The following is a 25,019-nucleotide window of genomic DNA, read 5'->3' as shown; positions in this document are numbered from 1 at the left end:
GTACGACCCGCCCTACGAAACCGGCTGCACTTCATGCACCACACCGACGACAGCCGTGAAAAGAGCGTTCGCCGCGCCCGCCGCACAGAACGTCCGAAGTACGCCCTAGAGGCCTATGACTGACCATGGGGAGAACCCTGCCACGTCAGACATGAAAGCAAGCCACAGACGCGAGGGAGTGCACGGCGCATTGCTAGGGCACGGTCTGGGCAGGTCGCCCGCCATCTCCGCCAAGCGGTGGGGAGACGCTGCGCCCGCCCGTATCATCACCGCGCGCCCCGCCAGCCCCCATAGACTCGAGTACCCGTAACGGGGCTGTGAGCACTCCCTCCAGCAGACCGAAGACTCCCGAACCGATGTTGCCGATGGTACCGGTCACGATACCCAGTTCACGTACCGTCGCCTTTGGCGAATGCAGGTCACCGTGAAACCGGATAGGCAGGTTGGGTATCTTCGCAAGGGTTATGTCCGTTGTATAGTCGATGCGCTTCAGCCCAAGGTCCACCCAGCCCCTTCCGCTCATGGACATGAGCAGGCTTCGCAGGCTGAAGTCGTCGTTGTGCAGCACACCACGCATCATCGTACCCTTCGCCGATGCGCGGGAGAACGGCGTTCGCCCTTCCTGACCGGCGGCACCGCGAAGGCTGTAGAAGCCGTCTCGCACTTCGAAGCCCCATGTCCCGTCGAAGACACGGGGTATATCTGCGCTACTGACGACAAGCCCTTCCACATCGAACGAGAGATGCGCCTTGCCTCCGAGATAGTCTCGATTCCAGTGCCGCATGACCAGAGGGGAAAGGTCGAAATCGACAGCATCGAAACGAAGGCGGGTAGTGAGCCCTGCCCCTGCTTCCGACCGCAGGCTGGACGTGACCCGCCCGCCGCTGAAACCGGCTGTGGCAGGGATGACCTCGAGCACTCCGGCATTGAGGGAGACGGGAATGACCACACGACTCAAGGGCTGCCGCCTGAATACGGCCTCACGAATCCTGATGAGCCCCTCGGCATCGACGCGGCGCATCCAGCTTACATCCCACGGTTCTTCTGAAGGCGGGGAGTCCTGGACGGGCGGGGGAAGGTGGGCGTCGACGTCTAGCCGGTCCAATGACACGTCGAACGTCCATTTGGGCCGTGCAGTATCAGACGTCGCGAAACGATAGCCCATGGTTCCTGTCATGCGGCTGCCGTCGGCCTCTGCCTCAAAGGAGGAAAACTCCCACCCTCTGGCATCACCAGCCAACGTACCTCGTAAGGATACAGGCCCGAAGGCATCAGGGTCTGCCGTCTCGCCCGGGTCAAAACCGAACCGGGACAGAAGGTCGCGCAGACGCGCATGGCGCGCAACGAACGTACCCGCCCATTGCTCAGAAGAACCGCCCCGATCGCTGACACGAGCGTGCCCCGTCACCGATGCGCCTGCGACTTCACCCTTCAGGTCCGAGAATGTGAAGGAGCGCTGCGCGGTATCCGCGGAAAGGTTCCCCTTCAGAAGCAGCTTCGACGTGGCGGCGTTTGCCGTGTCCCCCGACGGAAACCGCATGGACAACATGGCGGGCACATCGGAACAGGACTCCGGCAATCCCGTCGAGGTCGAGAATGCAAGAGGCCCGTCAAAGGTCAGGGAGCCCTCCCAGCCTCCGGGGGCCGCCCATGACGCCTGCCACGCCCCCGACCACCATAACCGTGAGGGCAAGGCGGCGCCCGCCTGCAATCCCGCCCCTTGGGCACGGGAGGAGACGCGAAGGAGTTGCAGCGGAAGCATTTCGGTGTGCCCTTTACGACGGGCCTCGATACGCCCGTCCTTGATCGTGGCATCAAGAGAACCGGACATGGAAGCGAGCACAGACGCCAGCGGCCCGCCCTTCGCCGTCAGCTTCATATCGGCATCCAGCAGCCCGGTGAGCACCTCGCGCCCGGCGAGGATGGATGCAGGCTTCGCGACACGAACCCGGCGCAGCGTGGCGTCGAGGGCATACCCCACGGGGAGGATGTCCAGTAAAGCCCGGATGGCCCCGCCATACGCTTCCGGTGCGTCGAAGAGCAGTGCGGTCCCTGACGCGGAGGGCGAGCACCTGAAGTCGAGACGTCCCACGTCGAAACCGCGCACCCTGGCAGCGTCGGTATGGATGCGGATGTCGTAACCCACGTCGGGGATATCCATCGCAGCAGCACGTGCCGTCCCCGGCACAGGCACTGGCGGCGGCGCGTCATGTCTGGGAGCGTCGGGAAAACGCCCGGTGATCTCCGGCACGATGCGGTTCACGTCAAGCGCCGGGGCTCCAGCCTCGATGAAGATGACGGGGGCGGCGAACGATGTGACGCCGCCACGCCCTCGCAAGACATAGTCCAGCACACGGGCTTCCAGGCGGGAGACTTCCACGCCTTGGGACGTCAGCCTGAAGTCGAGTGTCCCCTGCAGGGCGTCAAGGGCGTGTTGCAAGCCCGGCGGCAACCTGCGCGCGAAGCCGAACCAGCGAGGCAGACTGAGGTGACCGAGACGCAAGGCCCCTTCCATGACGGGGACGTCGCCCTCAAGAGTGCAGACGGCATCAAGACGAGCCGAATCCCCTTCGAGGCGCAACGCCGCATCCTGAACCACGAAGGCTTGCCCCGCCCCGCGATGGAACGGGATATCCAACTCGAAGGGAACGGGAAAACCGCCCAGCGCAACGGTACCCCGCCCTCCCAATTCGCCGGCATCCACAAGCACGCCATGCCCGTGCACAAAACGGACATCGGCGGCGAACAGGACCTCTCCTTCCGCAAGTGAGCCTCCCACCCCCGAAGCGACGCGGACGGCAGCACCTATCCCCTGCGGCGTTGCCTCTGTCACGGGTTCAGGCGTAGCGCCGCCCGGCATGGCAGACAGGAACCGCATGTCATCGATTTCGACACGAACGTCCTTCAGATGCAGCCCGCCAAAAGGTCCAGAGTGTTGCAAGACGCCTCCGGAAGACGCGGCCTCCCCCGATACGGCAGCCCCCGGTACCGCGAAGCCCGCACCCGGTGAGACCACCGACTGTCCGACTCTGGAGACCTGAAGATTCAGGTGGGCAGCCGCCCCTGCACGACGAAAAACGAAGTCGATGCCGTCTGCGACAGCATCCGATACGACGATACGTCCTCGAGTGATGCGGATGAAATCGCAAGGCAGGTCACGCAGAAGAAAGGCGGCGACTCCCACGGGCAGGTCTCTCCAGACCGGCACCCCCGGCGCCTCCGGTGACCCCGGTGAATCCGGTGAGCCCGGCGCATTGAGCACACTGTCGCCAGCAGGCGATACCGGAGTCGCCACGGCGGTGCCATTGCCACCCGTACCGCCTTGGAGGGCTGGTGCCCTGCGCATGGTCTCTGAGGCTTCACGGTATGCGCTGCCCGCCACTGTTCCAGAAACAAGGCCATCCGTTGCCAGCGCCATCTCAAACTCTATGACGGCATCTTCCAGTTCAAGCCCGGCTAGCAGCAGTCTCCCTTCAAGCAGGCTTCGCCATGAGGGACGGCAGACGATCACGCTGGCATGCCCCTTCGCGGCATTGCCGAACATGGATTCGGGTACGGTGGCTGTCACGTCGCGGAGTATGACAGCGGGCTGCGGCAGCAACGAGAATGTCACGCCCCCCCTGCTGTCAAGTACAACGCCCGTGCGTTCACGCACCAGCGCGCGCACCTCTTCAGCAAGCCTCTCGGGGGAAACCAGACGCGGCAGCAGCACACCTCCCACGACCAGCAAGGACAGCAGGAGACAGGCGACACCAATGAGGAAACGATTTCGATGCATTTGCTACCGGGGGAAAGCGGACTTGTGATGCCCGCCTAGGCTACCCCAGTCGAGACGGAAACGCCATAACCCGCGACGGCTGCCTCTCTGAGACAAACGAAAGGGGGTACCCGTTCAGACAGGAGAGGCTTCGCGTAAAGGAAGCCCTGCCCGTAGCGGCAGCCCATATCGCGCAGGAGCACGGCCTGTTCTTCGGTTTCCACGCCTTCCGCCACGACCTCGAGTCCGAGATGCAGCCCCAACGTGAGGATACCCCGGACAAGGGCCCTTCCAGCCTCGTCCTTCTCCATGCCCCAGACGAAACTCCGGTCTATCTTGAGACTCTCCACGGGCAGACGACGCAGGTACCCCAGCGAGGAATAGCCGGTACCGAAGTCGTCCAGACACAGTCGTATACCGAGTTCGCGCAACTGGTGCATGACGGAGACAGCCAGTGTGCCATGTCGCACGAGAACGCTCTCAGTGACCTCGAACCGCAGGCACGACCCGGCGATGCCATGGCGCCGCAGGATTTCGTCGACCATCTGGGCGAAGCCCGGACGCATGAGCTGGCGCCCCGAGATATTGACGTGGACGATGCCGCAATCGCACGCCGTGTCCTGCCACGCCGCTACCTGCCTGCAAACGTCCTCGATGACGAAAGCTCCGATATCTGCGATGAGCCCCGCATCCTCCGCGACCGGAATGAACTCCGCCGGAGAAACGTCCTCGTTGCCCCGACGCCATCGAAGCAACGATTCAAAGCCGTGCAGGCTACCGTCTTCGAGGTCGACGATGGGATGATAACGGAGCGACAATTCACCCCGTTCGACAGCGAAACGCAAATCGGTCTCCAGCGCCATGAGACGGAGCGTATCTTCACGCATACGGGCATTGAACACCTTGAAGCGCGACTTGCCCATCTCCTTTGCCCGGTACATGGCCGTGTCGGCATCGCGCAGGATGTCTTCGGGCGTGAGGTAGTCCCTTGTCTGCAACACGATGCCGATGCTGGCCGTGGTGAACACCTCATGTCCGGCGATGTTCACCGGCTGGGCGAGGCTTTCACGGATACGTCGCGCGATGCGCACCGCCCCGGCGCAATTGCCCGTGTCTTCGAGCAGGATGGCGAACTCATCGCCCCCGAAACGGGCCACCGTGTCCACATCACGGACGCAGCGGCGCAACGTACAGGCGACCTCGCGCAACAGGGCGTCGCCGATGCCATGCCCCAGGCTGTCGTTGATGATCTTGAACCTGTCGAGGTCAAGATACAGCACGGTGAACATGGCGTCTGTCCGTCGCGCCGCCCGCTGCATGGCCAACTGGAGATGGTCGAGGAAAAGCAGCCGGTTCGGAAGCCCGGTGAGAGGGTCGTGGTACGCCTGATGCGCCAGTTGCTGGCGTGAACGATGGCTGATGGTGATATCGGTGAGAAACCCTTCGTAGAACAACGTGGCATCATGCGCGTCGGCCACACGGCGCGCATTGACTCTCAGCCACAACTCCCGGTCTTCCCGATGGCGGGCCCGGAATTCGAACCCTGACACGTTCCCCGTCATTTCTAGCTGGTGAAAGAACACGTCCGAGGAGGTCGCCTCGGCGAACATGGCCTCCGCCATGCTGCCCACCTCACGCAACGACTCGATGTCGGAGTACCCGAACATCTCCGCCATGGCGGGGTTGCCGCGAAGGAGCATACCGTCCGGCGCAATCTGGAAAATACCCTCGACGGCATTCTCGAAGATGCCCCGGTATCGCTGTTCGGCCCGGCGAAGCGCCTGTTCCACGCTCCGGCGTTCGGCGTTCTCGAGCAGCAGTTGCGCGTTGGCCCGACGAAGGTCTCGGGTGCGGCTGGCGACCTCGGCCTCAAGCTTGTCGTAGGCGTCGCGAAGGGCCTGCTGTGCCTCGTTGCGGGCCGTGACATCCTGCACAAGACACACGATGCATGGTTTTCCGCCGATGGTCACAGGCTCTATGGTGCACCCGACCCAGCGCCGGACACCGTCGCCGCAAATGAACGGATACTCGCCGGAATGGCGTGCGGCTTCGCCCCGGGCCATTGATTGCAAGGCATCTTCAAGCACGCCGCGCAAACCCGAATCATCCTGTCCGGACAGGGGCAACAAGGCATCAAGCGCGACCGGGCACCCGAAGGGTTCAAGGCAGAACAACGAAGCGAACGCCTCATTGGAACGAAGCACCAACCCTTCGGCGGAAACGACAAGCAAGCCCTCCCCCATACCCCCGACGATGGCCGAAAGCTCACCCAGGGCAGTGCGCAACTCACCTGTAGACCGTTTGACCTCCGCCTCAAGCCCGCCGACGAAGCGGGCAAGGTCAGCCGCCATGAACCCCATCACACGTGCCAGCGTTCCGATTTCATCGCGACTCTTCACTTCGACCGGCGCAGGAAACTCGTGCGCCGCGACCTTGCGGGCATAGTCGGTCAGGGCGGCAAGCGGACGCGATATGGACTGGAGGAAGAACCATGAGGCGAACGCCGCGACGCAGAAGAAGACGAGGGCAAGAATCTGCTGACTGCGCACCACGTGCCCCACATGGCTGTCGAGGGAACTACGGTCCATCCCGATGTGCACATACCCGCCAAGCCCCTCGTACACAGGCATGACGCAGTGCAGGGCCGCCGAACCGTCAGGGAGGTCCACGTCGTATTGCTGGAATGTGGAGTCTGCCTTTCTGGCATCGGACAGGGAGCGCGCAAGTGCACGGACGTCCTCCGGAACGACCGGTGCAAAGGTATGGGCGACGATGTCCCCCGAAGAAGCCGTCACCAGGGCATAGCGGACACCGGGAACAGACAGGTACTGGTCGATGCGCGACTGTATGGTGATGGGGTCGAGGCCGTAGAGGCTGTCCATGCTGCTGCCGGCGATGCTCTGCGCGACAGCCCGCGCCGTGGCCTCACTCTCGCGCATGAGCTGACGGCGCGTGAAGATGTCGGACCCCGCCGAAACGGCCAAGGCATAGAAGCCGAAAAGCACGAGCATACCAAGAAGGGTACGCCTGAAGAGACGCGAACGGATCATGCCGCCCCTCCTGAGACACTCCCTGCCCGGCTCATCGGCGCCACCGCTCGAAGTCGTCCACCGTCTTCTCGTCAGCACCCTCTATGGTCACGAAGCGCACATAGGGCCGTGCTTCGTCATGGCCCTGAAACTGGGTACAAAACCTTGAGAACACCCCCCGTGCACCCCCGAGCCTTGTCCATGCCGCGCGAAGGGCTTCGAGGTCTGTACGCGGGGCCGCCTCACCGAACAGAAGGACGGCGGCACGTGCCGCGAGATACCCTTCGAAGGCCACTTCATCCAGCTTGCTGGCATGAGACGAAACGGTCCCGCTGTGCACTCCGTCCGGCTGCGCCTCACGGTCACCCGCGGGTGCTCCCACGGCGTACCGGGCCATGGCGGCCTCGAACGCGGCTGCAAGCGCACAGGACGGTGACGCGCCATCCCCTGCCCGGTCTGCCGGGCTGGCGCCATATTCCGGCATGACCTCGCAGAAGAGAAGGTTGTCAGGAAGGGTCACCGGGCACAATGCGTTGAAGCGATCCTTGAAACCTCGGTTCACGACAAAGGAGGGCATGATGATCGGGCCGACAAACCCCACATTACGAAGATTGCAGGCAAGCGCGGCGCACGAGACATCTGTTCCCATGCAGAGGACTGCCTCGGGATGAGCATCGACGAGGATGCCGGACTGAACCGAGATATCCTCGACGCGGAGGACTCCATTGCGCTGGAAGGCCGCATCGGCGACCATGTCCAGCCCGTACCTCCGCAACGACTGCCGCAGATCGTGCCATCCCTCTCGACCATAGGCGTCAGCCTGATAGGCGATCGCGAAACGACGCACCCCCACCCCGACAAGACGCTCGACCACGGCATCGATCTCGTCAGCGTAACTGGCACGGAGAGAAAAAATATGCGAGGCTTGCGGTTCGAGTGAAAGAGGATAGGCCCCGGTAAGGGGAAAGAGCATGGCAGACGCCGCAGAACGCCCATGCACGAGCAGGGGCAGCACTCTTGTGACGGTCGGCGTTCCGGTGAAACCGAAAAGCTGATCGACCCTCTCCTCCTCCACAAGACGGATGTAGTTGTGGATGACCCTATCCGGGTCGTATCCGTCATCAAGGGCGACGAGTTGTATCTTGCGCCCCCCGACGCCCCCGGCCTCGTTAACCTCTGCAAAGCCCGCCCTGACGCCGGCGAGGTACGAAAGGCCCAGGGCGGCAGTAGGGCCCGTCAGGGCTGCCGACATGCCAAGGCGCACGGGCTCGTAGCCTGAGGCCATGACCGGAAACGGGAACACGGCGAGTATCACAAGATAGACTGTCGCCACGAAGAACCGCATGTTCCCCCCTGTGCCGGGACTTTACCGGGCAGTTGCGGTTACGTACATTTATCGAGTCAGTAATCACATAGTTCGCCATCCCAATGCAACTGCAAAACGTTAACGGAGAAGCCATGCGCATCGTCGCCCTCGACGGCTACACCCTGAACCCGGGTGACATTTCATGGGCCCCCATCGAAGAACTGGGAGAGCTTGTCGTCCATCCCCGCACCCCGTCAGACAAGATCATTGAACGTGCTGCCGGGGCCCATGTCGTGCTCACCAACAAGGTGCCCCTCGACATGAGCGCACTGCAGGCATTGCCCGGGCTGCGTTTCGTCTCCGTGCTTGCCACGGGCTACGACAAGGTGGATGTGGCTGCCGCCGGTGTACTGGGCATCCCCGTCTCCAACGTCCCCGGCTACGGCACCGACTCGGTGGCGCAGCATGTGTTCGCCCTGCTTCTTGAACTCTGCCGCAGAACGGCACTCCATGACCATCGTATCCGCGCCGGGGCATGGACACAGAGTCCCGACTGGTGCTTCTGGGACTCTACGCAAGAAGAGCTCACGGGCAAGACCATGGGCATTGTCGGCTTCGGCAATACGGGTCGGCGTGTGGGCCGTATTGCCAATGCGCTGGGCATGAACGTTATCGCGTATGCTCCACGCAGTCGTTTCGACCCGGATTATCGCCCCTTCGAACATGTGGGGCTTGACGAACTGTTCACCTCCGCCGACGTGGTGAGTCTGCATTGTCCGCTCACACCCGAAACAGAGGGTCTGGTCGATGCCAGACGTCTCGCATCCATGCGCCCCGGCAGCTACCTCATCAACACCGCACGCGGCCCCCTGCTGGACGAAAGGGCCGTTGCCGAAGCCCTCGACAGCGGGCGTCTCGCCGGTGCCGGACTGGATGTCCTCTCGCAGGAACCACCCGCGGCAGACAATCCGCTGCTTTCCGCAAAGAACTGCCTCATCACGCCGCATCTGGCTTGGGCGTCGCGCACGGCGAGACGGACACTCATGGACTCGACCGCAGCCAACATCCGTAGCTTTATCGAAGGAACCCCGGTCAATGTCGTGAACGCGGCACACCTGCGGACGAAGGGATAGCGGGTAGCCGTGACAATGAAGCGCCCCGGCCCGCGGGAAAAGACGGAGGGGGAGGCGGATGGCTGCCAGAGGGGCCCTGTGGGGGAGCGTGACTCAGGAGGCTAGCGCAAATCCATCCACCGGAGGAGCGAACCTGCCCGCCACCAGACGTCTCCAGCCCCGGCACTGCCAGACCCGGCCCTGCCAGTCTGTGAACATGAACGCACCCCTATCAACCAAACAGAGAGGGAGCCCCGGTGGGGGCTCCCTTCATCATCGATAGCAGGCCGCATGGCGGCAACGCCGCCCCTGTCGCCTCCGGGGCACGGACGGACGGTCGGCCTAGAACGCGCCCTGCGGGTCGTCGCGCAGCATCTTCACTGCGCAGAACTTGCCGCACATGGCGCATTCCTCTTCGTTGCGATGTTCGCCGCGACGCTCATCCACCATGGCGGCATCAAGCGCATGGCGCTCCATACCGGGCCAGTCCAGAGCCTTGCGGGCCTTGCCCATGCCGAGTTCACGCGCAAGGGCATGAGGACGACCGAGCGCGACTTCGCCAGCCTGAGCGGCGATGCGCGACGCAATAACCCCAGCGCGAACATCCTCTCTGGTGGGCAGCGTCAGGTGCTCCGCCGGAGTAAGATAGCAGAGGAAATCCACACCGGAACGCACGGCCAGCGCCCCGCCGATGGCTCCGGCGATATGGTCGTAGCCGGGGCAGGAGTCGATGACCAGCGGCCCGAGCACATACAGGGGGGCACCGTGCGTGAGCTTCTTGATGCCCACGATCTGCGCCTCGACCTCGTTCATGGGAACATGCCCGGGGCCCTCGATCATGCACTGGACTCCGGCTTCAAGGCCTCGCTTGGCAAGTTGCCCAAGCACCATGACCTCTTCCCACTGTGCGGCGTCACCGGCATCAGCCCCGGCACCGGGACGCAGCCCATCGCCAAGCGACAGCGTGACGTTGTACTTGCGGGCGATGTCGAGGATGCGGTCGTAGCCGGTGAGAAGCGGGTTCTCCCGGTCATGGCGGAGCATCCAGCGAGCAAGGATGGAACCGCCGCGAGAGACGATGCCGAGCAGACGGTCGCCCTTGGCGGCCCATTCCGCGCCTCGGCGCGTCAGACCGCAATGGACGGTCATGAAGTCGACGCCCTGCTGAGCCTGCTTTTCGATCTCTGCGAAGATTTCCTCAGGATCGATCAAAGCCGGGTCCTTGCCGCATTCGATGTACTTCTGCGCCACGGAGTAAAGCGGCACGGTACCGAGAGGCAGCGGACAACGGGCCAGCATCTCGCGCCGGATGGCGTCGAGGTCTCCTGCGATGGAGAGGTCCATGATGGTGTCGGCACCGGCCTCGACAGCCGCGTCCACCTTCTGCATTTCGCATTCGGGATGGTTGCGCATGGGCGAGGTGCCGATGTTGGCGTTGACCTTCACACGCGCAGGCTGCCCCACGAGGATCGGGCGCAAAGAAGGGTGGGACGGATTGCCGAGCAGCACCATGGTGCCCCGCTCGATGGCGTCCCTGATGGTTTCGGGGGCGAGCCCCTCCTCGCGCGAAAGGTCGGCGAGGTGCTGGTCAAGCAGGCCGCGCAAGGCGGCGTTGCTGTTGAGAATGGACATTATGTACCCCACGAGGTGCGGGGAGTGGCCTCTGACGACACACGACGACCTTCGTCTAGCAGCACGCGCATGGCTTGGCAAGCACCGCCTTCAGGAGTCCGGCAAGCGGGCGATGGCGAACCCTCCGAAGCACGCTACGCGGTGGGGTGGCATGAAAAGTCGCGCGTACCGCACTCCGCAGGGTCTCTCACATGCGTGAAAGAACGCCCCGCGCACCAGCATCGGGCCCTGCCCTCCGGCCGGGCACCCCATCTCCGGGTGTCCCCGTCATCCGGCCCCGTCATCCGTGGCGACACGGTCATGCGTTGCCCCCGTCCGGGCACTGGGCTATAGCAGAAGCCGGAGGTCACATGCCCCGTCTGTTCTGGCTTGGTAGCCCGTTCTTCTCCAAGGCACTCGAAGGACACGGATACGATATCCGCAGTACCGACTTTCAGGAGATGGCCGTCTTCGGATGGGACGACATCGTCCGTATGGCGGGCTTCGAACCTGACGTGCTGGTGGTTGCCGACAAGAGTCGGCCCCCATTCGTGACGGGTGTCGAGTCGTTCCCGTGTCTCACGGTCTTCTACTGCGTCGACTCGCACATCCACAGCTGGTACCCATACTACGCTCAGGCTTTCGACATCTGCCTCATGAGCCTGCGCGACCATATCCCCGCCATGCTAGGCCGGAGGCTGACACAAGACCGTGTATGGTGGACTCCCGCCTTCGCCAAGGACGACGACAGGCCTCGCCCGCAGACCTTCCAGTGGGACGTCATGTTCGTGGGGACCGTGGATGCAACACGCACACCCAAGCGACATGCCTTCATGTCCGCATTGCGTGACCGGGTGCCGGGTCTTGCGGTTCGCACCGGAGACTATCGCAGTCTGTACCCAGAAGGCCGCATCATCCTGAACTATTGCGAACACGGCGACCTGAACTTCAGGGTCTTCGAGGCATTGGGCTGTGGAGGCTGTCTGGTGACCCCCCGCATAGGGCATGGGCTCCTCGACCTGTTCCCGGAGGGCCAAGCCCTTGCCACCTACCCGCCCGACGACATGGACGCCCTCGTGCGCCTTCTCGAAGACCTGCTCGCCTCGCCGGAACGATGCGCAACCATGCGACGCGAGGGACTTGCGCTTATCGACGCCGCACACAGGGCGCAGCATCGTGCCGCCTCTTTCATGGCTTCTCTCGAACGCCTGCCCGACGGCATTGTGGAACGGCGCCGTGCGAAGGCACGGGACATCCACAGCCAGTGGCTGCGCATGGTCTACCTGCTCTTCGCCGAACAGTTGGCCCCCCCGTACCTCAAACAGAAATACCTCGAAGCAGCCAGAACCGACGCAAGGCGCGTCTGACGACTCCCCGCCGAGTCGTACCGCGCAACGAAGGGTGCGTCTGGGCATTGCAGAAAGGGGGTCGTAGCGCCATCTCCATCTGCTCCTGCTCAACCTGGTCAGGCCAATGCCCCGGCCCGCCCACCGGGCAGGGCGACAGGCCGCCACGACGCGCGCGCGTTCCGCGCACCCCATGACTCCCCGGTCCTCAGGCACTGTCCGGGCGCGGCAGGCAGACGCAAGCAGCCCCCGCCACGATGTGCCGGGGGCTGCCTGCAAGATCATAAAGACGATCCGTCACACCTGCTGGCGTCCGAAATCGGCCTTCGCCCGCCGCATGACCTCGGCGGATATGTAGTCGAACATGACAAGAAGCTCTTCCGTCGGCAAGTCGCTGCCACTACCCTGCCGATAGGACGCCACCTTCTCAAGCTGTTCCTGCGAAACAAGCCCGCGCCGGACCAGGTGTTGTTCAAATGTCTCGGCCCGTGCCATGCTACGCCGCAACTGTTTGTCGAGATTCACTTCGACGGCGTTCACGGCGGCTATCGTGTGGGGCTGCAACCGCGCCTGCAACGACGTTACGCTTGTCTGCAACCGTTCCTGCTCTTCGCGAAGGCCCTGCAACTTGACTTCGATGCGCGCCATCTCGCCCTCAAGGGCAGCCATGCTATGCCGAAAGAGACGCCCTCGCCGCCCCTCCCCCTTGAAAATAAAGACAAGGGCGAGGCTGATGACGAGAGTGATGGCCATGGTCTCCATAGGCACACCTGCAACGGCTATTCACCAAGCTTGAGTTCCGGCAGACCGGAAGAGGAACCGGCCCCCCGGGGAGCACGTGCACCGGCAGCAAAGCCGAGGTCGAGCACATCGTCCGCCTTTGGAGTGCTGGCAGCCTCTGGCAACACGACCCCCTGCAAGCGCAGCCCTTCACGCACATTGGCGTCGAGCGCCTCGACAAGGGCGGTCAGGCGTTCCCTGTCGGCACGGATGGTTCTGGAAAGTTCATCAAGCGATCTTAGAACGAAGAAGAGCATGACACATAGGGCTGCAAAACCGAGCAGCATGAAAACCATGAACATGAGTTGGCCCGTCGATACCATGAACAGGTTGACCTGCGACGAAGGGGGAGCTAACCCGTGCCGCCGCAGAACGACACGCCTCTTGCCGACGCTCCCGGCTTACTTTACCTTCAAAGACCTAGCACAAACTCCATACCCCCACAACACGAGACATATCATGGCTTCGGCTCATATCCGCCCCCGCCTCGTCGTCGCCGACGCCGAAGGCAACATCTACGATCACCCCGACCTTCTTCTCGTCTGTCGCCGCGGTCACGAATTCGCACTGCCCCGCCCGGACGAACTCATGCCGCTGCCTGAAGAGAGCGACATCTTCCTTCTGCCCGGACGGCGCGCCGTGGGGCTAGACCCCGAAACAGGCGAAGCAGAGGCGCTTGAAGAGCTTGCCGTCTCTGCCTTCGTATCACCAGCCCATACCCTCACGGGGCATCCCGCCTATGTCAGTGACAAGGACGCCCCCACACTGCCCCTGTTCGCGTATGGCGCCATCGGCTACGCACGCGGAAGGTTCTACGTGTGCGCCAAACGTGTGGACGAAGACAAGCGACAGGTATTCAAGGGCATTCCCCCTGCGCGCATCAAGAAGAACGCCCACGCCATCATGCAGCGCTACCCCGACAACCGCCTCATGCAGCATCTCATGGCCAACTGCGCCCTGACCTACTCCTGCCCTGCCGCACGCAATCTCTGCCTCGGTCGCCACGAAGCCCCGCTGCCCACGTCGCGCGCCTGCAACGCGCGTTGCGTGGGCTGCATCTCGCAGCAGGAGAAGGGTTCCAAGGTCTGTGCCACGCCACAGAACCGCATGAGCTTCACCCCCACGGCACAGGAAATCGTCGAGGTGATGCAACACCATTCCCGCAACGAAGTGGAGAAGCCCATCTTCTCGTTCGGGCAGGGATGCGAGGGCGAACCCCTCACCGAAGCCCGCCTCCTTGAAGAGTCCATCCGCACGTTCCGTGCGGGAGGCGGACGCGGGACGGTGAACCTCAATACCAACGCCTCATTGCCGGACGCAGTGGCTGCCCTCGCCGACGCCGGTCTCACCTCCATGCGTGTCAGCCTCAACAGCGCCCGCGAAGAGACCTACGGGCGCTACTACAGGCCGCATGGCTACAGCTTTGCGGACGTGAGGCAGAGCATCGTCGAAGCGCGAAAACGTGGCGTCTTCGTCTCGCTGAACCTGCTCTTCTTTCCCGGCATCACCGACACCGAACCGGAGACCGAAGCGCTGGTCGAACTCGTACGCGCCACGGGAGTGAGCTTCATCCAGTTGCGCAACCTCAACATCGACCCCGAGATGTACCTTGAACTGCTCGAAGGCATCACCTTCGGGCCGTCCATGGGGCTGGTGAACTTCCGCAAACGGCTACGCCGTGAATGTCCGTGGCTGGGCTTCGGCTATTTCAACCCGTATGTGGGTGACAAGGCTGAACTCTCCGCTCCCATGCCCGGAGCATGGCAACCACCGTCGCTCTCTGCCGCACTCGCCGAGAGCGCCGAAGCAGAACCTGAAGCCGAAGACTTCGACGATGCGGATCTGCCGGACGAGGCGCTCCCTGAAGAAGCGGGACAAGACGGCAGCCATGATGACGGACCACCGTCGGAGAACCGTTGCAGCTGTGAAGACTGACCTCGCCTTCTCGGCAACCTGAGCGGAAGCGCGGGCAGGCGGGTTCAGATACGACCTGCCCGCGACTATCGGGCGAATAGACTTCAGGCGTGAAGTACAGAAGGAGACGCGGCTATCCCGGGCTCGACCTTTTCGGGTTACGGTCACCCATGGCTTTCACCCTGCAACCTTTCCACAGTGCCGCCACTGCCAAGCCAGCCCAACCGTCCCCGATCACGACATGGGGCACACCCGCACACTTCCATGCATGAACGGCAAACGGGCCGGAACCCATCGGTTCCGGCCCGTTTCAGCTATCAGGCAAAATGATTGCGGGCTAGAAGAGCACCTGCACCTGCTCGGACTCCTTGTCCTTGCGGCGCTCGATGGAACCGATGACCCACGAAGGCATGTGCATGGCTTCGAGGCGGTTCATGATGTCTTCGCTCACCTCACGCGAGACGATCAGCACATAGCCGATGCCACAGTTGAATATCTGCAACATCTCGGGCCAGGTGAGACCGCCCTGCGCCAGCAGCCAGTTGAAGACGGGCTGCATCGTCCACGACCCGAAGGTGATATGTGCCTCGACCGTGGCAGGCAGCACACGCGGGATGTTGTCATAGAAGCCGCCGCCGGTGACGTGCACCATGCCCTTGACGTCGAAGTCACGCATGATGTTGCGAACCACGTCGACGTAGATGGCGGTGGGTTCGATGAGGACATCCTGCACCTTCCTGTCCGTGCCGGGCAGCAGGTCGTCGGGAGAGAGCCCACTCTGTTCGAAAAGCTTTCGCGCGAGGGTGTACCCGTTGGAGTGCAATCCGGTGGAACCGAGACCTATGAGCACGTCGCCCACACGGATGGAAGCCCCGTCGACGATCTTGGCATTATCGACGATACCCACGCAGAACCCGGCAAGGTCATACTCGCCGGGGGCGTACATATCGGCCATTTCGGCGGTCTCGCCGCCAAGCAGGGCGCAACTGGCGCGGCGGCAGCCTTCGGCGACTCCGCTGATGACCTGTTGCGCCTTTTCGACATCGAGCTTACCCGTGGCGAAGTAGTCGAGAAAGAAAAGCGGACGGGCACCCTGTACGAGGATGTCATTCACGCTCATGGCCACGAGATCGATGCCGACCGTATCGTGCCTGTCGAACTGGAACGCCAGCTTGAGCTTTGTGCCGACGCCATCGGTAGAGGCCACGAGAACGGGCTCTTCCATACCGGCAGTGTCGGGCTTGAACAGCCCACCGAAGCCGCCTATGTCAGACAGCACGCCGTTGGTATGCGTTCTGGAGACAATGGACTTGATGCGGGAAACGAGGGCATTGCCAGCGTTGATATCGACCCCCGCCTCGGTGTAGGCTCTTGCACGATCCTCAGACATCAAAAGCTCCTTGCGTCATGTACCCTTGGGATTTCCGGAAGCCCTTCATAGGCTTTTACCCCTTGAAGCGCAAGAGGAACAAGACATGATAGTAGCCTCACCGCACCTGCCGTGCAAGCGTCCTGTAGTAGCCGCCACAGCGCGGATGGCCCGACTCTGTAACACGACCATCTGCATGGTCGTGGTGTTCGCGGCGACCTGCCTCCCGGTCGCCACCGGAGACCTCCATGCGGCCACGGCGGTCGAGCGACGCGACACGATACTCGGCACCGGGGGCGATGTGCAGACAGGGCGCGAGCCTGCGACCGGCGACACCATCATGCAGGTGACCCCGCCGCCGCCTCCATTGCAGCCGCAATACCAGACGCCGCTCATCATCGCCCCGGAGATACGTCTCGACGGCACTCCCTACGTCCCTGCGCCTCCGTCCCAGGGCACCAACCCTCCTGACCGCATCAGGGAAAGGGGTATCCCCCATGACCTGCCCCGCCACGACAATGACGCCATCCGCTGACATACGCAGGGCAAGCCTCTGGAAGCCACTCTCGCAACAGCGGGTGCACTGCCGCCTTTGCAGCCATTATTGCATCGTGCCCGAAGGCCGCAGCGGACGCTGCGGAGTCCGCCACAACAAGGGGGGCACTCTCTACACGCTCGTCCACGACAGGGTCGCGGCCCTCCATGTCGACCCCGTGGAAAAGAAGCCCCTGTTCCACTACCTTCCCGGCACAGCCACACTCTCACTTGGCACCGTGGGTTGCAATTTCACCTGCGGCTTCTGCCAGAACTGGTCACTGTCCACAGCGGCGCATGACGACGGGGTTTCCAGCCCGACGACAGTCACCTATGTGCCGCCGCGCAGCATTCCCGGTCATCAGGTGACACCGCAGGTACTCGTCGAGGAGGCCGTCTCCTGCGGGGCAGCCAGCATCGCCTTCACGTATTCCGAACCCACAGTCTTCTATGAACTCATGGCTGGTACGGCAGACCTCGCGCTCGCATCGGGCCTCGGCACCATCATGGTCTCCAACGGATACCAGAGCAGACGGTGCCTTGAAGCGCTACGACCGCGCATCAAGGCCGCCAACATCGACCTCAAGGCATTCAGCGACCGCTTCTACCGCGACGTGTGCGGGGCACGCCTCGCCCCGGTACTCGACAACCTGAAGCGCATGGTGGGCTTCGGCTGGTGGGTCGAGGTGACGACGCTCGTCATTCCGGGTCTCAACGACAGCGACGACGAACTCGCCGCCATAGCACGCTTCATCCATGACGAACTCGGTGCACATGTGCCATGGCACATCTCGCGCTTCCACCCCGCCCATGAACTGGGGCACCTGCCCCCCACGCCTCTGGAAACACTGGAACGGGCATGGAAAATCGGACGTGCATCGGGACTGCACTTCGTGTATCTCGGCAACCTGCCGGGGCACACCTCCGAATCGACCTTCTGCCCCGGATGCGGAACCTTGTTCGCCGAACGTTTCGGCTACAGGACACAACTTCCCAACGGCCCGGAATGCCCCCGCTGCGGCGCGCACATTCCGGGTGTCGGCTGGGGGCACACGACACGGAAGGGACATGCTCCTCATCTATACAGGTAACGGCAAAGGCAAGACCTCAGCATGCGTGGGACAGACCCTGCGCGCCCTCGGGCAGGACATGCACGTCGCGTTCGGCCAGTTCATGAAGAAGGATGGACAGGCCGGTGAACAGCGCATGCTGTCGCGACTTCTGGGAGACGGTTTCCGCGCTGGCGGAAAGGGTTTCCTGCGCAAGGAGGAAGACAGGCCCGCACACCGCGAGGCCGCCCTCGCCATGTTCGACTGGGGCATGCGGCAACTGGAAGACGTGGACATGCTGGTGCTTGACGAGACTCTCTACGCCCTCGGCTGCGGCATTCTCGAAGAAACCGAAGTCCGCGCACTGGTCGACAAGGCCCGCGAACGCGGGGTGCATCTCGTGCTCTCGGGACGTGGACTTCCGGAATGGCTTGCCGCAGAGGCCGACCTCATCACGGAAATGGGTGAAGTGAAACACCCGTGGCAACAGGGTGTGACCGCCACCAAGGGTATCGAATACTGACGCATCAGAATGACCCGCGGGCCGGAGACAACCCGCCCCCGCCAAGACACGCCACCCCGCCCCGTCCGGCGATGTAGGCAGCCTCACGCGACTGAAGCCACGCATCCACGTCGGCATCACGTCGCATCTCGTCGACCAGCCACTCCCTGAAGGCTGCCACACGCGGTCGTTCGGCATGGGCCTCCGCACAGCAGAACCAATACGGACGCGGCGCGACCATGGTAAGCGGGACGGGAACGCAAAGTCGTCCGGCAGCAAGGTCTTCGGCTACGAGAAGTGTCCGGCCCAGCGCCACGCCCGCACCATCAAGCGCGGCTGCGAGGGCAAGATAGGAGAAGTCGAAACGAGGCCCGAACCGCAACCCCTCGTCACCTAATCCCGCCTTTTCGAGCCACGCCTCCCACAGCCCCATGCCGTCACGGGCGTGGCGCAACAGAAGCTGCCCGCGCAGGAATGAAGCGGCCTCACCACCGTTGGCGTCAAGCAACTCCGGGCTGCACACCGGAAAGATGCGTTCCCCCATGAGCGGCATACTGTAGGTACCCGGCCTGTCACCGATGTCGTGATAGATGATGATGTCAACGCCACGCCCCAACTCGGGAGCGACCGGCGCAGGGCCTATCCGCAGGTCGATGTCGGGATGCCGCTCATAGAACCGGTTGAATCTTGGGACAATCCAGCGATTGGCGAAGCTCGGCGCCGCGATCACGGTGAGCACGCCCGACGTGTCTTCGGCCATGAGCGCATCCGTAGCCCTGCGAATGGAGGCAAGCGGGCCTGCGATGCCGTCCAGATAGCGTCGCCCTTCATCGGTGAGCCGCAGCCCCTGCCCGCCCCGGGCGAACAGGGCAAGCCCGAGATGGCCTTCGAGCCGACGCACCTGCTGACTCACAGCCGCCTGTGTCACACAAAGCTCGCGTGCCGCCCGCGTGATGCTGCCTAGCCGGGCGGCAGCCTCGAAGGCGACCAGTGCGTTCAGGGGAGGCAATCCGTCCTTCATAAGTTTTCCTTATGACATCCCTAGTTTTTGCAGCTTGCGACCCGGAAGGAGCAGACCTATCTTCCCACCGTCGCGGTATCCATGCTGGCATCACAGGCGATGCCAGTCAATGGCTGGACGTCTTTCTCGCCACCGCCGCGACCGGAGGAACCATGTTAACCATCGCTAATACCCTTCTCCCTGTCTTCGCCCTCGTGGCTCTGGGCATGGTCATCGAACGGATGCGCATCATGCCCGACGGCACAGCCGCCATACTCAACCAGTTCGTCTTCAACATCGGTATGCCCGCGCTCATCTTCATCGCCATCGCCACCAAGCAACCGGCCGAACTGGCACGCATCGGCTACATCGGCGGCACGGTGGCGGGCATGTTCGCCTCGTTCGTGCTCGTCTACGGGCTCTTCTCCGGCGGATTCAGACGGAGACATGGCGAAAGCGGCATGCTCTCCCTCCTCGCCAGCTTTCCGAATACGGCGTTCCTCGGGCTTCCGGTGCTGGTGGCACTCTTCCCCGGCAACGAGGACGCCGTTCTTGCCAGCAGCATCAGCACCATTCTCGGGCTTCCGCTGCTCATGCTGGTCATCGGGCAGCAGGAGTACAGGCGCAGTGCCGACGGCACGGAACAACAGGGACTGGCCCGCAAACTTGCGCGCTCCCTCGCTACCAATCCCATTCTACTCTCCACTGTGGCAGGCGTTGCCGTTTGCCTTGGGCGCGTTCCCCTGCCTGCATCCATCGAAGGCATGTTCCGTATGCTTGGCGGCACGGCATCGCCTTGTGCGCTCTTCGCCATCGGCATGGTGCTGGCGAACCAGCTTGTAAGTCGCAAGGGTGACGGTGCGGGTTTGCTGCGCCAGATACCGGTCAATGCCGTGAAACTGCTTGGACAGCCGGTAGTGACCTTTCTGTGCCTCAAGGCCCTCGGCGTCGACGGGGCATGGCTGGCCATGGGCGTCATCCTCTCCGGCATGCCCACCGGCACCATCGCGTACGTGCTGGCCGAGAACTACGGCACCTGTACCGGAGAGACGTCACGGGCCATTCTCGCCAACACAGCCGCATCGATGCTCACCATCCCGCTCACCATCGCGGCCCTGCAGCACATGCACCTCCTGTGATGCAGGCGTGTCGCCAGACGGCATGGCGCTGACAGAAGGCGATGAAAAAAGTCCCCGGCAGGCTATCCTCTGCCGGGGACTTTTTCATCGTAGACCACTGCGTCCTGATATGCGGTTGCTGAACGGCAACAGCAGGACGACAGTGCCATTGTGCGACAGTCTGTGCTACGCCTGCTGCATCTCCGTGATGATGGACTGCAGCTGTTGCGCCTGTTCCGCAAGTTCACCAACGGCCTGAGCCGATTGCCCCATGGCGTCGCTGGTTTCGGATGCGATGCGGTTGACCTCTTCAATGGCACGGTTGATCTCGTCGGATGCAGCCGACTGCTCTTCGCTCGCAGTGGCGATGGAACGCACCTGATCGGATGCCGCCTCGGCAAGGCGGACGATCTCATGCAGGGCGTTGCCCGCCTCATGCGCGTGCTTCGTCGCCGTTTCGATCTCGCGCACGGTCTCGCCCACATGTGCGACGTTGGTGTGCGTGCCCTTCTGGATGCCGACGATGGCCTCGCCGACTTCCTTGGTGGCATTCATGGTCTTTTCAGCGAGTTTGCGAACCTCGTCGGCGACGACGGCAAAACCCCGCCCCGCGTCACCGGCCCGCGCGGCTTCAATGGCCGCATTGAGGGCGAGAAGGTTGGTCTGGTCGGCGATGTCGGAGATGACGTTCATGATTCGCCCTATCTCTTCGGCACGCTTGCCAAGGTCGTTCATGCCTTCCTGCAGGGTCTCGGAACGCCGCTGTACCCCGGCGATGCCGTCGACAACGGACTTGACGATGCCCGCCCCGGCCTCGGCCTTGTCTCGTGTGGCGTCGGAACTTGCCGCGGCTTCGGAGGCGCTGCGTGCGACCTCGAGCACCGTGGCGTTCATCTCCTCCATGGCGGTGGCGGTCTCGCCCGCACGCTGACTCTGCAACAGGGCCCCGCGTGAGGACTGCTCTATCTGCGCCGAAAGCTGTTCCGAGGCGGCACCGACGACATTGACGATGCCCGAAAGCCTGTCAGCCGCCTGAAGCATCCCCTCTCTGCGTGCGTTCTCGGCCTCGCGCCTCGCCTCATCGGCCTCCCGGGTCGCCTGCTGTGCCCTCACCGTCTCTTCGGCTGCACGTTCAGACTGGGCCTGCGCCTCGGCTATCTTCTCCTTGAGGGAGGACACCATCGTCCGCAAGGCGTCGGCAAGCTGCCCGACCTCGTCATTCGAATGCACATCGAGGGTCTCGTTCATCTGACCGGCCGCCACCTTGCCGGCGAAGGCCGTCGTGATGCCGATGGGGCGGGCTAGTGACCGGGCGAAGAAGAAGGCGGCAGCAGCCATCACGAACATGATGCCAAGCGACACCCCGACTGTGGACTGCTCTACCTTGGCAATGGCCGCCTGAATGGAGGCCAGCGGTACGCCGATGAACCACATGCCGACCACGGCACCGTCGATATCCTTTATGGGCCAGTAGGCCGTCTGGTACTCCTTGCCGAGGATGGCATTGCGCGCGAGGAACTGCGCGCCACGCTGCAGCACGGTCTCAAGCACCTTGGGATTGTCCATCTTGGTACCGATGGCACGCTTGCCGTCAGCCTTGATGATGGTGGTCATGGCCCTCGTGTCACCCTTGAACACGGTGAACTCGACGCCGGAATAGCCCTTGATGCTATCGGCGAATGCCTCGGTGACCATGGAGCGCCCGAGGGAGACCGAACCGACGACACGCCCGTCGAGCATGACAGGCGCAGATGCCCGCACAGAGAAGGGAACGACCGTTCCCGACACGACGCCTACCGATGTCTGTCCCTGAAGGGCCTTGCGCGCCGTTGCCTGATTGCTGATGTCGTCCCCCGCCTTATCCGAGTGCCCGCGCCCCACGACCTTGAGGCTGGCGTCACTCACCGTCATGAAGTCGGCGTCGGCATCGTGCATGTACCGTTTGGCGAGTGCCATGACCTTGCCATGATCACCCGCCACCACAGCCTGTGCGAGTTCGGGCTTTTCTCCGAAGAGCTTCGCCGAAACAAGGTAGGCGCGCATGCTATCGTCAATGTCCTTCTCGATGACATTGCGCATTCCCTTGATGTTACGGACGGCCTCTTCATCTGGAGTAGCCCCCAATTAGGCCGGACCTCTCTGCCAACCGAAGAGGTAGTGCTAGAGGTATGTCCAGACAGAGTGCTAAAGAGATTTCCACGGTCGAGGTCGTGACCATGGTTCAACGTCGTCGTTGGACCATTGCCGAGAAGCTACGGGTAGTTGAAGAGTCGTCTTTACCCGGAATGAGCGTCTCCTTCGTGGCTCGCAAATACGGCATCGCTCCGAATCTTGTCTTTCGATGGAGAAAGCTCATGAGCGATGGCGGAAAAGTGGCTATTCAGGCCGACGACCGAGTGGTGAGCGTGGCAGAGGCGAAGGCTTTGAAGAAGCGCATTCGGGATTTGGAACGGCTTCTCGGCCGAAAGACGATGGAAGTCGAAATCCTGAAGGAAGCTATCGACATTGCACGCGAAAAAAAACTGATCTCGCGTTCGCCGTTGCCATTCGAGGACGGTTCCCTATGAAGCGTGTAGCGGACTCCCTGCAAGTCTCCCGTTCGCGTTTGGCAGAGCGGCTTGACGGTCCACATCGTACCAGAAAGCCTCGTTACGTGAAGGCGCAGGATGAGGAATTGCTTCGTCTCATCCGTGCCATTCTTGATGAGCGGCAAACCTACGGCTATCGGCGGATACAGGCGTGCCTCAATGCCCATTTGAGAGCTACAGGGCAATCTGAAGTCAATCACAAGCGCGTTTACCGCATCATGCGGATGAATGGCCTGTTGCTCACCCGTCATAACGGCAAACGTCCAGACAAGGCGCACGAAGGCAAGATTGTTACTCTGCACCGCAATACACGATGGTGTTCTGATGGGTTTGAGATCCCATGCGATAACCGGGAGGTCGTGCGTGTCGCGTTCGTCCTCGATTCGTGCGACCGGGAAGTCATCAGCTACGTTGCGACGACCAGGGGCATCTCAGGCTCTATGGTCCGCGATCTGATGCTGGAAAGCGTGGAGCGCCGATTCGGCAATGCGCACACGTCCCATACAGTGGAATGGCTTTCAGACAATGGATCTTGTTATACTGCGAAGGAAACAGTGGAGTTTGCCTCGTGGCTAGGCCTGCGAAGCTGCTTTACCCCGGTGCGCAGTCCAGAGAGCAATGGCATGGCAGAGGCATTCGTGAAGACATTCAAGCGTGATTACGTTGACTGCAACATCTGTCCCGACGCACCGAGCGTTCTGAAGCGCCTTTCCGAGTGGTTCGAAGACTACAACGAAAATGCTCCACACAAGGGATTACGGATGCGCTCGCCAAGACAATTCATCCGACTGTCAGCAACCGCAGGGTGTCCGGTTTAGCGGGGGCAACTCCATCATCGAAACCAAGCGACATGAAATAGTGCGATGTCAGAAAGATGGAAACGCCTGACAATACGACGACAGCAACGACCATCGTCAAAAGTTTCGCCATGATGGATAGCTTCATCACCGCTCCTAGCGTTATGGTTCGCTACGCCCCCCAGATATCCTATCGGCGACCGTAAACGAATCTTTACACACTTGCCATACACAACAGCCATGAAACATGGACAATTCGGTAATTATACTCTGACTTTCCAATTTCAACACTGCATGGCTTGACACGTGGCCTGCCATCTTAATACTAGGTTATAGTGGATTTCTCACGCAACACCGTGCTTCAAGGTACGGCAAAACTGTCCCGTTCGGCGGGGCGTTCGAGAGGAGCCAGACCAATGACAACAGCCACTGACAGGGAACAGCGCAAGGCGAAAGTCATCGAAGTGCTGAACAAGGCACGTGCCATGGAGCTTTACGCCATCACACAGTACATGAACCAGCACTACGGTCTCGATAGCATGGACTACGGAGAACTTGCCGCCAACGTGAAGCTCATCGCCATTGACGAGATGCGCCACGCGGAAATGTTCGCCGAACGCATCAAGGAACTGGGCGGCGAACCCACCACCGACCCCGAAGGTGCCATCATCAAGGGGCAGGAAGTACGCATCGTGTTCCCCTTCGATGCAGACCTCGAAGACGACACCATCGATGCCTACAACCAGTTCCTGCTCGTCTGCCGTGAATGTGGCGACAGCGTGAGCATGAAGCTCTTCGAGACCATCATCGATGAAGAGCAGGCCCACTTCAACTACTTCGACAATGTCGGCGGTCACATCAGAACGCTCGGCGACACCTACCTGTCCAAGATTGCCGGGACTTCTGCCTCTACCGGCCCCTCGACCAAGGGCTTTCTCCTGAACAAGGGGGGCTAGCAGGGAGCGAGCGACCTTTCGGTCGACGGGCCGCCTTCACAGGGCACAGGAATGAATGCAGACGCATGACCCTGCTGCCGGGCATCTCCAAGCGGACGGGCCGTCCGCGTATGGGGCACGAGACGTTGCCTCTGGATTCTCCCGGCAAACCGAAAGAGGCCCTTTCCCACTCCATGCAGCCTCTGGCACGACCTTCGTGCCGCTTGATTGACCCTACGACAAAAGCCCTCCATGCACGTCGAGTGCAAGGA

General features: G+C 62.3%; 18 protein-coding genes. 9 read left to right on the top strand and 9 right to left on the bottom strand.

The annotated features are described in order from the left end of the window. Window positions 1–193: 193 nt before the first annotated feature. From DVU_RS17040 to DVU_RS06660, 3 genes are read right to left on the bottom strand one after another with little or no spacing between them, the layout of a single operon-like run. Window positions 194–3,778 carry an AsmA-like C-terminal region-containing protein gene (locus tag DVU_RS17040; RefSeq protein WP_010938708.1) on the bottom strand — a complete coding sequence of 1,195 codons (3,585 nt, stop codon included), beginning with the start codon at window positions 3,776–3,778 and terminating at the stop codon, window positions 194–196. 35 nt (window positions 3,779–3,813) lie between these two features. Beyond that, a complete protein-coding gene (locus DVU_RS06665; protein ID WP_010938707.1) occupies window positions 3,814–6,807 on the bottom strand; it encodes an EAL domain-containing protein in 2,994 nt (997 codons plus the stop codon). Between the two features lie 31 nt (window positions 6,808–6,838). Beyond that, complete coding sequence (locus DVU_RS06660) at window positions 6,839–8,131, bottom strand: ABC transporter substrate-binding protein (protein WP_010938706.1); 1,293 nt, start codon at window positions 8,129–8,131, stop codon at window positions 6,839–6,841. Between the two features lie 113 nt (window positions 8,132–8,244). Here DVU_RS06660 and DVU_RS06655 point away from each other — a divergent pair, with 113 nt between their 5' ends. Further along, a complete protein-coding gene (locus DVU_RS06655) occupies window positions 8,245–9,225 on the top strand; it encodes a D-2-hydroxyacid dehydrogenase (protein WP_010938705.1) in 981 nt (326 codons plus the stop codon). A 321-nt stretch (window positions 9,226–9,546) separates the two neighbouring features. Here the strand turns inward: DVU_RS06655 and thiC are convergent, their stop codons facing one another. After that, window positions 9,547–10,836 carry a phosphomethylpyrimidine synthase ThiC gene (gene thiC / locus DVU_RS06650; protein WP_010938704.1) on the bottom strand — a complete coding sequence of 430 codons (1,290 nt, stop codon included), beginning with the start codon at window positions 10,834–10,836 and terminating at the stop codon, window positions 9,547–9,549. Window positions 10,837–11,186: 350 nt separating this feature from the next. On the opposite strand from thiC, the gene DVU_RS06645 reads away from it, so the two are divergent. Further along, window positions 11,187–12,182 (top strand): glycosyltransferase family protein, encoded by a 996-nt coding sequence (locus DVU_RS06645; RefSeq protein ID WP_014524443.1) that lies wholly within the window; start codon window positions 11,187–11,189, stop codon window positions 12,180–12,182. Between the two features lie 276 nt (window positions 12,183–12,458). On the opposite strand, the gene DVU_RS06640 is transcribed toward DVU_RS06645, so the two are convergent. Both DVU_RS06640 and DVU_RS06635 read right to left on the bottom strand, forming a co-directional pair. Next, complete coding sequence (locus tag DVU_RS06640; protein ID WP_223294575.1) at window positions 12,459–12,914, bottom strand: hypothetical protein; 456 nt, start codon at window positions 12,912–12,914, stop codon at window positions 12,459–12,461. Window positions 12,915–12,940: 26 nt separating this feature from the next. Then, window positions 12,941–13,264, bottom strand: a complete 324-nt coding sequence (locus tag DVU_RS06635) for a hypothetical protein (RefSeq protein WP_014524444.1) — start codon at window positions 13,262–13,264, stop codon at window positions 12,941–12,943. A gap of 136 nt (window positions 13,265–13,400) precedes the next feature. On the opposite strand from DVU_RS06635, the gene DVU_RS06630 reads away from it, so the two are divergent. Continuing rightward, window positions 13,401–14,876 (top strand): radical SAM protein, encoded by a 1,476-nt coding sequence (locus tag DVU_RS06630; RefSeq protein ID WP_010938700.1) that lies wholly within the window; start codon window positions 13,401–13,403, stop codon window positions 14,874–14,876. A 316-nt stretch (window positions 14,877–15,192) separates the two neighbouring features. Here the strand turns inward: DVU_RS06630 and purM are convergent, their stop codons facing one another. Beyond that, window positions 15,193–16,245, bottom strand: coding sequence for a phosphoribosylformylglycinamidine cyclo-ligase (gene purM / locus DVU_RS06625; protein WP_010938699.1), 1,053 nt, complete (start codon window positions 16,243–16,245; stop codon window positions 15,193–15,195). 85 nt (window positions 16,246–16,330) lie between these two features. Here purM and DVU_RS06620 point away from each other — a divergent pair, with 85 nt between their 5' ends. From DVU_RS06620 to DVU_RS06610, 3 genes are read left to right on the top strand one after another with little or no spacing between them, the layout of a single operon-like run. Further along, window positions 16,331–16,759, top strand: a complete 429-nt coding sequence (locus DVU_RS06620; RefSeq protein WP_014524445.1) for a hypothetical protein — start codon at window positions 16,331–16,333, stop codon at window positions 16,757–16,759. Continuing rightward, a complete protein-coding gene (gene amrS, locus DVU_RS06615) occupies window positions 16,722–17,849 on the top strand; it encodes an AmmeMemoRadiSam system radical SAM enzyme (protein ID WP_014524446.1) in 1,128 nt (375 codons plus the stop codon). Before DVU_RS06620 ends, amrS begins: the two co-directional genes overlap by 38 nt. Continuing rightward, window positions 17,827–18,330, top strand: a complete 504-nt coding sequence (locus DVU_RS06610; RefSeq protein WP_010938696.1) for a cob(I)yrinic acid a,c-diamide adenosyltransferase — start codon at window positions 17,827–17,829, stop codon at window positions 18,328–18,330. Before amrS ends, DVU_RS06610 begins: the two co-directional genes overlap by 23 nt. Before the next feature lie 4 nt (window positions 18,331–18,334). On the opposite strand, the gene gcvA is transcribed toward DVU_RS06610, so the two are convergent. Beyond that, complete coding sequence (gcvA, locus tag DVU_RS06605) at window positions 18,335–19,330, bottom strand: transcriptional regulator GcvA (RefSeq protein ID WP_010938695.1); 996 nt, start codon at window positions 19,328–19,330, stop codon at window positions 18,335–18,337. Between the two features lie 152 nt (window positions 19,331–19,482). On the opposite strand from gcvA, the gene DVU_RS06600 reads away from it, so the two are divergent. Further along, window positions 19,483–20,448 carry an AEC family transporter gene (locus DVU_RS06600; RefSeq protein ID WP_010938694.1) on the top strand — a complete coding sequence of 322 codons (966 nt, stop codon included), beginning with the start codon at window positions 19,483–19,485 and terminating at the stop codon, window positions 20,446–20,448. A 165-nt stretch (window positions 20,449–20,613) separates the two neighbouring features. On the opposite strand, the gene DVU_RS06595 is transcribed toward DVU_RS06600, so the two are convergent. Then, window positions 20,614–22,551, bottom strand: coding sequence for a methyl-accepting chemotaxis protein (locus DVU_RS06595; RefSeq protein ID WP_014524447.1), 1,938 nt, complete (start codon window positions 22,549–22,551; stop codon window positions 20,614–20,616). A 44-nt stretch (window positions 22,552–22,595) separates the two neighbouring features. Between DVU_RS06595 and DVU_RS06590 the strand changes: the two genes are divergently transcribed. Continuing rightward, a protein-coding gene (locus DVU_RS06590) for an IS3-like element ISDvu2 family transposase (protein WP_150103616.1) occupies window positions 22,596–23,833 on the top strand; the annotation gives its coding sequence in 2 pieces (ribosomal slippage) (window positions 22,596–22,941 and window positions 22,941–23,833; 1,239 coding nt in all). Between the two features lie 395 nt (window positions 23,834–24,228). After that, window positions 24,229–24,768 carry a bacterioferritin gene (locus tag DVU_RS06585; RefSeq protein ID WP_010938692.1) on the top strand — a complete coding sequence of 180 codons (540 nt, stop codon included), beginning with the start codon at window positions 24,229–24,231 and terminating at the stop codon, window positions 24,766–24,768. Window positions 24,769–25,019 lie beyond the last annotated feature (251 nt).

Source organism: Nitratidesulfovibrio vulgaris str. Hildenborough (assembly GCF_000195755.1).
In the GTDB taxonomy this organism is placed as follows: Bacteria; Desulfobacterota; Desulfovibrionia; order Desulfovibrionales; family Desulfovibrionaceae; genus Nitratidesulfovibrio; species Nitratidesulfovibrio vulgaris.
The sequence above is the reverse complement of the archived record's forward strand: the minus strand, read 5'-3'. Positions and strand labels throughout refer to the sequence as shown.